The sequence below is a fragment of the Haliscomenobacter sp. genome, from assembly GCF_040403615.1.
Lineage (GTDB): Bacteria > Bacteroidota > Bacteroidia > Chitinophagales > Saprospiraceae > Haliscomenobacter.
In genome coordinates, this window is the sequence record NZ_JBBAKG010000070.1 from 25,156 (window position 1) to 32,820 (window position 7,665).

Annotated in this window: 6 protein-coding genes; 1 reads left to right on the forward strand and 5 read right to left on the reverse strand. The window is 43.5% G+C overall.

Annotated elements, in window-relative coordinates; translation table 11 throughout:
* Positions 1 to 6: 6 nt before the first annotated feature.
* The 5 genes from ABW391_RS19935 to ABW391_RS19955 all read right to left on the reverse strand — a co-directional run bounded on the left by ABW391_RS19935 (position 7) and on the right by ABW391_RS19955 (position 5,639).
* Positions 7 to 2,592 carry a glycosyl hydrolase-related protein gene (locus ABW391_RS19935; protein ID WP_353483669.1) on the reverse strand — a complete coding sequence of 862 codons (2,586 nt, stop codon included), beginning with the start codon at positions 2,590 to 2,592 and terminating at the stop codon, positions 7 to 9.
* Positions 2,593 to 2,612: 20 nt separating this feature from the next.
* On the reverse strand, positions 2,613 to 3,533 hold the full coding sequence (locus tag ABW391_RS19940; protein WP_353483670.1) for an SIS domain-containing protein: 921 nt from the start codon (positions 3,531 to 3,533) through the stop codon (positions 2,613 to 2,615).
* Entirely contained in the window at positions 3,526 to 3,678 is a 153-nt protein-coding gene (locus ABW391_RS19945) for a DMT family transporter (protein ID WP_353483671.1), read from the reverse strand. The genes ABW391_RS19940 and ABW391_RS19945 overlap by 8 nt, the downstream gene beginning before the upstream one ends.
* Positions 3,675 to 3,908 (reverse strand): hypothetical protein, encoded by a 234-nt coding sequence (locus ABW391_RS19950; protein WP_353483672.1) that lies wholly within the window; start codon positions 3,906 to 3,908, stop codon positions 3,675 to 3,677. Before ABW391_RS19950 ends, ABW391_RS19945 begins: the two co-directional genes overlap by 4 nt.
* A 414-nt stretch (positions 3,909 to 4,322) precedes the next feature.
* Positions 4,323 to 5,639, reverse strand: a complete 1,317-nt coding sequence (locus tag ABW391_RS19955; protein WP_353483673.1) for a Gfo/Idh/MocA family protein — start codon at positions 5,637 to 5,639, stop codon at positions 4,323 to 4,325.
* A gap of 264 nt (positions 5,640 to 5,903) precedes the next feature.
* Here ABW391_RS19955 and ABW391_RS19960 point away from each other — a divergent pair, with 264 nt between their 5' ends.
* Positions 5,904 to 7,244: a flavin monoamine oxidase family protein gene (locus ABW391_RS19960; RefSeq protein ID WP_353483674.1), complete on the forward strand. Its 1,341-nt coding sequence runs from the start codon at positions 5,904 to 5,906 to the stop codon at positions 7,242 to 7,244.
* The last annotated feature ends 421 nt before the right edge of the window (positions 7,245 to 7,665 follow it).

Consider the following 7,665-nt stretch of genomic DNA (forward strand, 5'->3'; position numbering starts at 1 on the left):
AAACACTTATAAGTATTTAAGGAACAACTTATAAGTATTCAATTGAAATCGCTTAAAGTCTACTTTTAGCCTGTTTTCGATCGGCGAAAGCAAACTTTCATTGGTCTCAATATGTGAGCTTTGCCAGGCTTTACTGAGAGGGATACCAAATGTGACCACTGCGCTAATGGGTTGTGCATTAAAATTCCAAAATCGGGTGATTAACCCATTTTCTATGCCCTCTTCCGAAGGCTTCAGCGACCACAACAACACGGAAGGGTCGCTGACCGACAGTAGCGAAAAGGTGTTTGACTGATCGGCAGCGGTATTTCCTTGTACCCAATTCGCCACCAATGGATTTTGGTGTTCCAAAGAAAATTTCATCGCTTGGGCAGCATCAAAGGTGCCTTTATGGGTAGTCAAGGCAAAGTGATATTGAAATTGCTTTTGACCATATTGGTTTTTAATGCCCAAAAAAGTAGTATCGCTGATCCGATCTGTTTGACCGCCTGCAAGGGCGTTAAGTTGAGCAGACGTTTCCCACAATGAATCTGGTGTACTTTCGCCCAATTTGAAAAAACTACAATCCTGGTTGGAAAGCGTGATGCCGTAATTTTGCTCGCTCATGTCCGCAAAATGATTGAACGTTTGCCAATCATACCGGGCATTTTGAGTGGCGTAATGCCCGCCTCTGTTTTCTTTTTTTGCGGTCAAAATGGCACCCAATTCCTCGTGTCGAGTTGTTTGATTGTTGAGATTGAAGGAAAAAGACCAGGTTTTTACGTCATTAAAATTGGCTTGGATACTGTCTTGGACATCAATTCTGGGGCTGTCTTTGAACAAAGTCAATCGAACCGTGTGCAAAATAGGTTGCTTTGAAACAGCTTTTAAGGTAACCGAAACAGGCCCTGCATTTTCAACCACCAGGGCTTCCCCCGCGTCTAAATCAGCCGTCCCTAAATCGTTCACATACTTGTTATTGATGGCTTTTACAATGTTTTTGCTGTTGTTAAGGCTGTCGTAAATTTCAGAAATAACGCCTGATTTGTGCAAACGAATGCGATAAAAGGCATTTTTGAGGTATTCGCCCGAAACGGTTGCTGCCAATGCCGATTGTTGAGCTGAACCTGCCCTGATTTCAAAAACTTTGTAGCCTACTGAAGGCACATTTTCGGCTTTTATTCTCAAAAATGGCTTTCCTCCTTTGGTGATCAACTGACTCACCGCTTCTTTTTGGGTCGTCAAATCAATGACTTTAATGGGGTAATCGCCCGTGTAGGCCACATCTACCACGTCATTTCTGCCCCAACTCAGCGGGTTAAATACATAGAATCGGGGGTTTTTCGCTTTTTTGATTTGTTTTCCAAGTTCTGAAAGTGCTTGATTGTACAAAGAATCGGTGTAATCGGAAATCTGCTTTTGCATTTTTATTTGCCAATCTGCCCTTTCCTCCTGTTTGACTGGGCCATCTGCGGTCCAATCGTGTTCCCAATACAACCCAAATGCATCCCAAGCCAGATTTCGAGCAGGAATGAGTGGCTTGGCAAAGGTTTTATTTTTCAAAGAAACAATGGAAGATAAGGCTTCAGCAGTCCTTAGTTTTTCGGTTGAGCGCCTTACCCTTGCCGTTGTTTCATTCATCGAGGCGCAATACAAATCCCATTCATTGCCGTAGCTTACTGCTTCATAAGGCAATTTCGGGTATGATTTTTCAATGTCTTCAAAAAAATCTATTTCGTTCGACACCCTTACTTTCCTGTTTTCATTGGTACATTTTTGGGACACTGATACAAATTCGGGAGCAACGAAGGTTTCCAAATCGTCCCAACCATAGCCAAATGCCGCCGCCGCATCGTAAGGATAGGTTTTTGGATGGTACAAATTCGTCAAGGTATCCACTGTTTTTGTAAGGTTGAGTGATACATTGGCTACTTTCTGCGCAAGTCTGGTTTCGGCATAGCCACCCAATGAATAATTGTTTAGGGTCATATTGTACCATTTCATCAAGACACTTGAACCATCTAAACCCGTATAGCGATACAACTGATGTCTCCGAACATGCCAATTTTTTTTCGGCATTTGGGTCGCACAGGCACAGGTTCCCCTCCAACTGTATTTGGCCCCCGAACCCGCCCAAAGCGCGCTTAAACCCAAAGGCAGTGTTTGATTTTCCATAGAAACGGCCAAAGGAAAACGCAAGTCAAAACGCCTTTCTAACTGCCCTGCATGGTACATGCCTCTGAGAACTGCCTCGGTGGGTTGTGCGCCATAAGTACTTACCAATGCCGTTAATGGACTACTGATGTGACCAGACCGAATAGCCGTGATGAGTTTATTAAATTGGGCAGGGCTTCGATATTTTTCATACACCCTCAGCCAATAGCTGCCATCACAATTGAAGCGTGCTTGAAAATCTACAGGCTTGCCTTCGGTAGCGTCAATTTGCTGCAAGTAATAATCCAGCATTTTTACAAAAGCCGTATTGTATGCTGCTTCGTTTGCTGTCCACATGTAATCGGTGTGGTCGTCGTTGGCGAGGTAGATTTTTTTTACCTGAGCGTGGAGACTTAGGGTGAGTGCCAACAGCAACAGGAAAAGAGAAGTACGTTTCATGTCCATTGATTTTGGAGGTATTATTGTATTTCCGTGATTTTTCCTCCCACGGCAAATATTTCCTCAACCCCCAACTGTTCAGCAAGAAAATAGGCCATAAAATTGAAGGGAATGATGTTGTGCAAAATGGAAAAATGCTCGGTGGCAGCGGGTTCCTCAACTGTAAAAACGTGTGCGCCGGCTGCTGCAATTTTATCCCCCAATTGCAGTGTTCTAGCCCGTGATTTGCCAGGAGCAAGGATCTGGATGACAATGCTGTTTTGCGCGGTTTCTTTGAGACCGTGGTCGTATTGCGCCATGGGCAATCCGTGAAAATTGAGTTTGGTGCTTTCGCTCATGATCAAGGCTGCTTCCAAGGCAGTGGCGATGTTGGGGCCACTGCCCGTGATGTAGATGCCATGAATTTCATGGGCTTGCAGCAAGGCAAACACCTCATCGGCCAGTTGCTGCCCTACGGCCTGGTATGTGTCCATTTTTTGGGTCAGCAACTCCACTGCGGTACTGGGGTCGAAACCAAAACCTTTGAACAGCACCAGCAAGGTATTGAGGTAGGTTTTAGAAGAGGAATACTGCTCGTCGCCAGCTTTTAGTTCCACTACCTGGGTCACATTGGCGGCGGTGCTGAGGGTATTTTCTGGGTAATTGGAAATGGCGCAGTAACGCTCAAAAAGTGGACTGCACCACAGCGCCTCGCTGCTTTTGCCCGATTGAGAGAGGATCACCCCAAAGGGCTTTTTCTTTTGCAGGGACAAATAATTGAAATACTCGGAAGCCATTTCCGGGTAAATGTCCATTCCCATGTATTTGAAGGCCAGGGGAGCAAAATAAGAAGAACCCATGCCCAGATAAGGTACTTGCAAGGGTAAAGTCGGGACGGAAGTGTTCAATACATCCAAGGCCCTTGCGGGGATTTCCAAAATTTCGGCTAACATTTTATTCATGACCAATGGGTTGAGGGGTGGTATCGGGCAGTTTTTGTTTTTCGTAAGGAGTTACGTCTTCGGAAATGAATTTGGCTACCACGCCCCATACGCCCCAAAAGAGCGCGGCAGCAATGGAGTAAAAAATCCAGGCGTTGTTTTTCATGCTGTTTGAGCTAATAGAACCGCAGCACCTAAAATGCCTGCCTGTTCTTCAAGTTCGGAAATGGTAATGCTGGTCTGGTATCCTTTGTAGGGGCCGAGCAAATCGGTATCGAAAAGCCGGGACAAGTAGGGCGCCAAACCTTTGGCCACGCCACCACCCAATACGATTTCAAAGATTAACTTGTTTTGTAGGTAAAAAATAGGTGGACGATCAATCGATTGCTTCAACAAGCAGGGCGAAATGGATTTAGTCTTCGGGGTTATTTGAGTGAATAAGTATACAGGCAAAAACTGTTTTTTGCAGGCAATTCAAGTACGACTTTACCTCCTGCCAGTACTTGGGTTTCCAGGGTTTTACATGTACCTGCGACGACTTTTAGGGAAAGGCGTTTGCCAGCCGGTAGCCAGGTTTGCACCGCTTTTTTGGCCTAAGGATGGTCTTCACGGAATACCAGAATGTACCCTTCTTTTTCGTTGATTGTATGCTGAAACGCCTTCCCCCTTCTGGCAAAGCACCATCAGGTACAATCCCACAGGGAGTTGGACGGATTTACGTGGATCTTAATTTACAAACAATTAAATCCATGTAAATCCGCCAAATCCGGGTCATCTGCGTTCCCATTGGTGCGCGCTGAAAAGGGCGCATTACACCACCATCTCCCAGCCTTTCTCGTAAGTCCGGCCCCACAACTTCGTTGCCGCTTTATTGTCGAGGATGTGTCCGTTTTGCGGATCACAATGCAAGGTTGTGCCTGTCCGTTGGGCAATATTGGCCAAGTGGCAAAGCAACACACTGCGGTGGCCTTCTTGGATGGGCGCGGTAACCGTGGTGTTTCCCCGAATGCTTTCCACAAAATTGCCGAGGTGGAACAAGTCAGCATCGCCGCTGGCGCTCACCGGGTTGTTCGGATCGGCTTTGACGTTCGATTTGATTTCTTTGACCAGTTTATTTGCCGTATCGAAAACCTTGTAATCGCCTCCGCCGTAGTTGACCAAAGTGCCATTGTCACCATAAATGATGAAGCCGCGACCACTGCCCTCAATGGGGTAAGAATTGCAACTACGGCCTTCCCAGGTGATGGTTTTTTTGTTGCCAAATTCGAAGGAAGCGACTTGGGTATCGGGTGTTTCCCAATCATCGGTAAAGGCATAGCGGCCTCCAGAGGAAGTTACTTTGGTGGGAAAATCAACCCCAAGGAACCAGCGGCAGCAATCGATTTCATGGTTTCCATTGTTGCAAGCCTCGCCGGTACCCCAATGCCAGAACCAGTGCCAGTTGTAGTGCACGAGGTTGTCTTTGTAGGTTTTGCGGGGAGCGGGGCCTTGCCACAAATCAAAATCCAGGGTAGCTGGAACGGGGATTACTTTGCCTACCCCAATGGATTTGCGCGAATTGGTATACCAGGCTTTGGCCATGTAGGGGTTGCCGATCAGGCCAGCCCGAACTTCTTTTACCGCTTCAATCAAGGTGGGAAATGAGCGGCGTTGACTGCCCACCTGAATGATTTTACCGTATTTCTTTTGGGCCTGCACCAGCATTTCGCCTTCGTGTGGGTTTTGGCTGCACGGCTTTTCAACGTACACGTTTTTACCATTGGCTACCCCCAATAAGGCGGCTGGCGCATGCCAATGATCGGGTGCCGCGATGATCAACCCGTCAAAGTCGGTTTTGGTCACCAATTTGCGGATGTCTTTTTCTATTTCCGGCTTGCGCGGGGCATCTTTCAAGGCGGCCAATCCTTTTTTGATGGCACCATCTTCAACATCGCAGAGGTAAGCCACTTCTACCCCCGGGATTTGGGAAAATTTCTCTGCATGATAAGCGCCCCGGCTGTTGACGCCCATGATGGCCAGCACCACTTTGTTGCTGGGGGCATTTTTGCCGAATATTGGAAAGTTCAATATGGTCAAGCCGCCTGCGGTGGCGATGGAGGCATTTTTGACGAAAGTTCTGCGTTTCATAGCTGTTTTTTATTGGTGGTTAATTCTGCTTGCTAATGTTCAAAATTGGAGAATCGTAAAACGCGAAATAAGGACATTCCAAAGATAACTGATGTTATGAATATAATTATCAACAAGGGTGTTTTTGGAGGAGGTTAAAAATCGAAGATGTTTGTTGCTCTCATCCTACTGGCCTATCTTTATGATTCGGAGGCAACAAATGCGCATGTTTTCGTGTTAGCTTGAATCCTAAAAAAACTACCTACACAACCATTAGCTGGCAAAATGGACAGACGACATTTCATAAATCAATCAACTTTGCTTTCAATAGGAGGGCTACTAATTCCTTCAACTTTTTTATCTTCTTGTAGCCAAGAAACCTTATTTGAAGACATAAACTATGATGGCAAAGTTATTATTATTGGTGCAGGTGCTGCTGGTTTGTATGCCGCATATATTTTAAAATCCAAAGGAATTAATTTTCAAATTTTAGAAGCTTCTGCAAATTATGGCGGACGGTTAGGTAAACTAACTACGTTTGCTGATTTCCCTATCGACCTGGGTGCTCAATGGCTACATGGTAAAAAAAGTATTGTGGGCGACTTGATTAAAAAGTCAAACACTAAAATTACTTTAGATGATAGTGAAACAAAATATTGGTTCAATAATAAATTGGTAAATTCCTTACCCAAAAACACCGATATTTTTGAAGGCGATGGCTTGCCTGATATTTCATATAAAGATTACGCTTTGCAACAAGGATTAGGTAATGAATATAAATACATTGTAGAAAATATTGCAGGAGACCAAGGAGCAGCAGCCTCTCGACTTTCTGTATTTGGAAACAATCAAGATGAAGAAAATTGGAGTTCTGGGGACGATGATTTTAAATTTCAAGAAACCTTCTTTGACTTAATTGACAATCAAATTGCAAGTCAAGTAAAAGATAAAATCCTTCTCAATACAATTGTTTCTAAAATTGATTATTCTCAATCAGAAATCACAATAACAGACAGGAAAAATAACTTATTCAAAGCCGACAAGGTCATTGTCACGGTTCCTATTCCTATTCTTAAATCAGGCGACATTCAATTTATTCCTGCATTGCCAAATGAAAAAACAACTGCATTTTCAAAAATAGGGATGGATGCAGGAATGAAAGTGTTTCTAAAATTTAGAAAGAAGTTTTTTGATCAAAATATAATTGGGGGTCCAATTTGCGCAGCTTATGCAGATGAAAGCATTGGGAAATTGACAAATGAAAATGTGCTACTTGCTTTCATTATGGGCGAACAAGCAGAATACCTGACCGCATTAGGAACTGATGTTGCCATTACAAAAGCATTACTTCAAGAATTAGATTTGATGTATGGTGGGCAAGCAACAGCATCATTCATCGCCTCACATGTTCAAAACTGGACAACAAATCCTTTCGTTAAAGGTGCATATTCATATAGCACAGTTGGCATGGGAGATGCCAGAAAAATTGCAACTCAGCCAATAAGTAAAAAACTATATTTTGCTGGTGAAGCCATGAATATTAACGGACATCATCAAACTGTTCACGGTGCTGTAGAAACTGGGTATAGAGAAGCGATTAATATATTAAACGACATTAAAAAATGAAAAAAGTATTTTCGCCACCCCAAAAAAAGACAAAAATCAAAACAGCCCGGTTTTTCGGGGCTGTTTCTTTAATATTTAACTCTATTGTAATTTGATTATGGTTGATATTTTTTTTAAAAATTGAAAAGTGTGAATGATGTAACTTTTTTTAAAAATTGTGAAATGCTTGCCAGAGTTAGGAGCTGCACCTTTGTGGCGTAAATATTTACAGGAGGTTAGTGAATTTAGTGATCCTTTGTAAATTGGTTACCAATAAAAACAATAGACATAAATTGAATTATCAGGATGCTGATTTTCTAAAATACTTAAATATAAGGCAATGCTTAGCGTAAAAAAAGAAGAGCCAACTAAAATAGCTGAACATAGATCAGAGCAACCAAAAGAGCCTTATGAAATAATGGTTGAGCAAGTAGAGGCAGGG

What these genes read in the sequence shown, in the direction of transcription:
- ABW391_RS19945 (WP_353483671.1), bottom strand. Translation starts at nt 3,678, where the DNA reads ATGAAAAACAACGCCTGGATTTTTTACTCCATTGCTGCCGCGCTCTTT.
- ABW391_RS19955 (WP_353483673.1), bottom strand. Translation starts at nt 5,639, where the DNA reads ATGAAACGCAGAACTTTCGTCAAAAATGCCTCCATCGCCACCGCAGGC.
- ABW391_RS19935 (WP_353483669.1), bottom strand. Translation starts at nt 2,592, where the DNA reads ATGAAACGTACTTCTCTTTTCCTGTTGCTGTTGGCACTCACCCTAAGT.
- ABW391_RS19960 (WP_353483674.1), top strand. Translation starts at nt 5,904, where the DNA reads ATGGACAGACGACATTTCATAAATCAATCAACTTTGCTTTCAATAGGA.
- ABW391_RS19940 (WP_353483670.1), bottom strand. Translation starts at nt 3,533, where the DNA reads ATGAATAAAATGTTAGCCGAAATTTTGGAAATCCCCGCAAGGGCCTTG.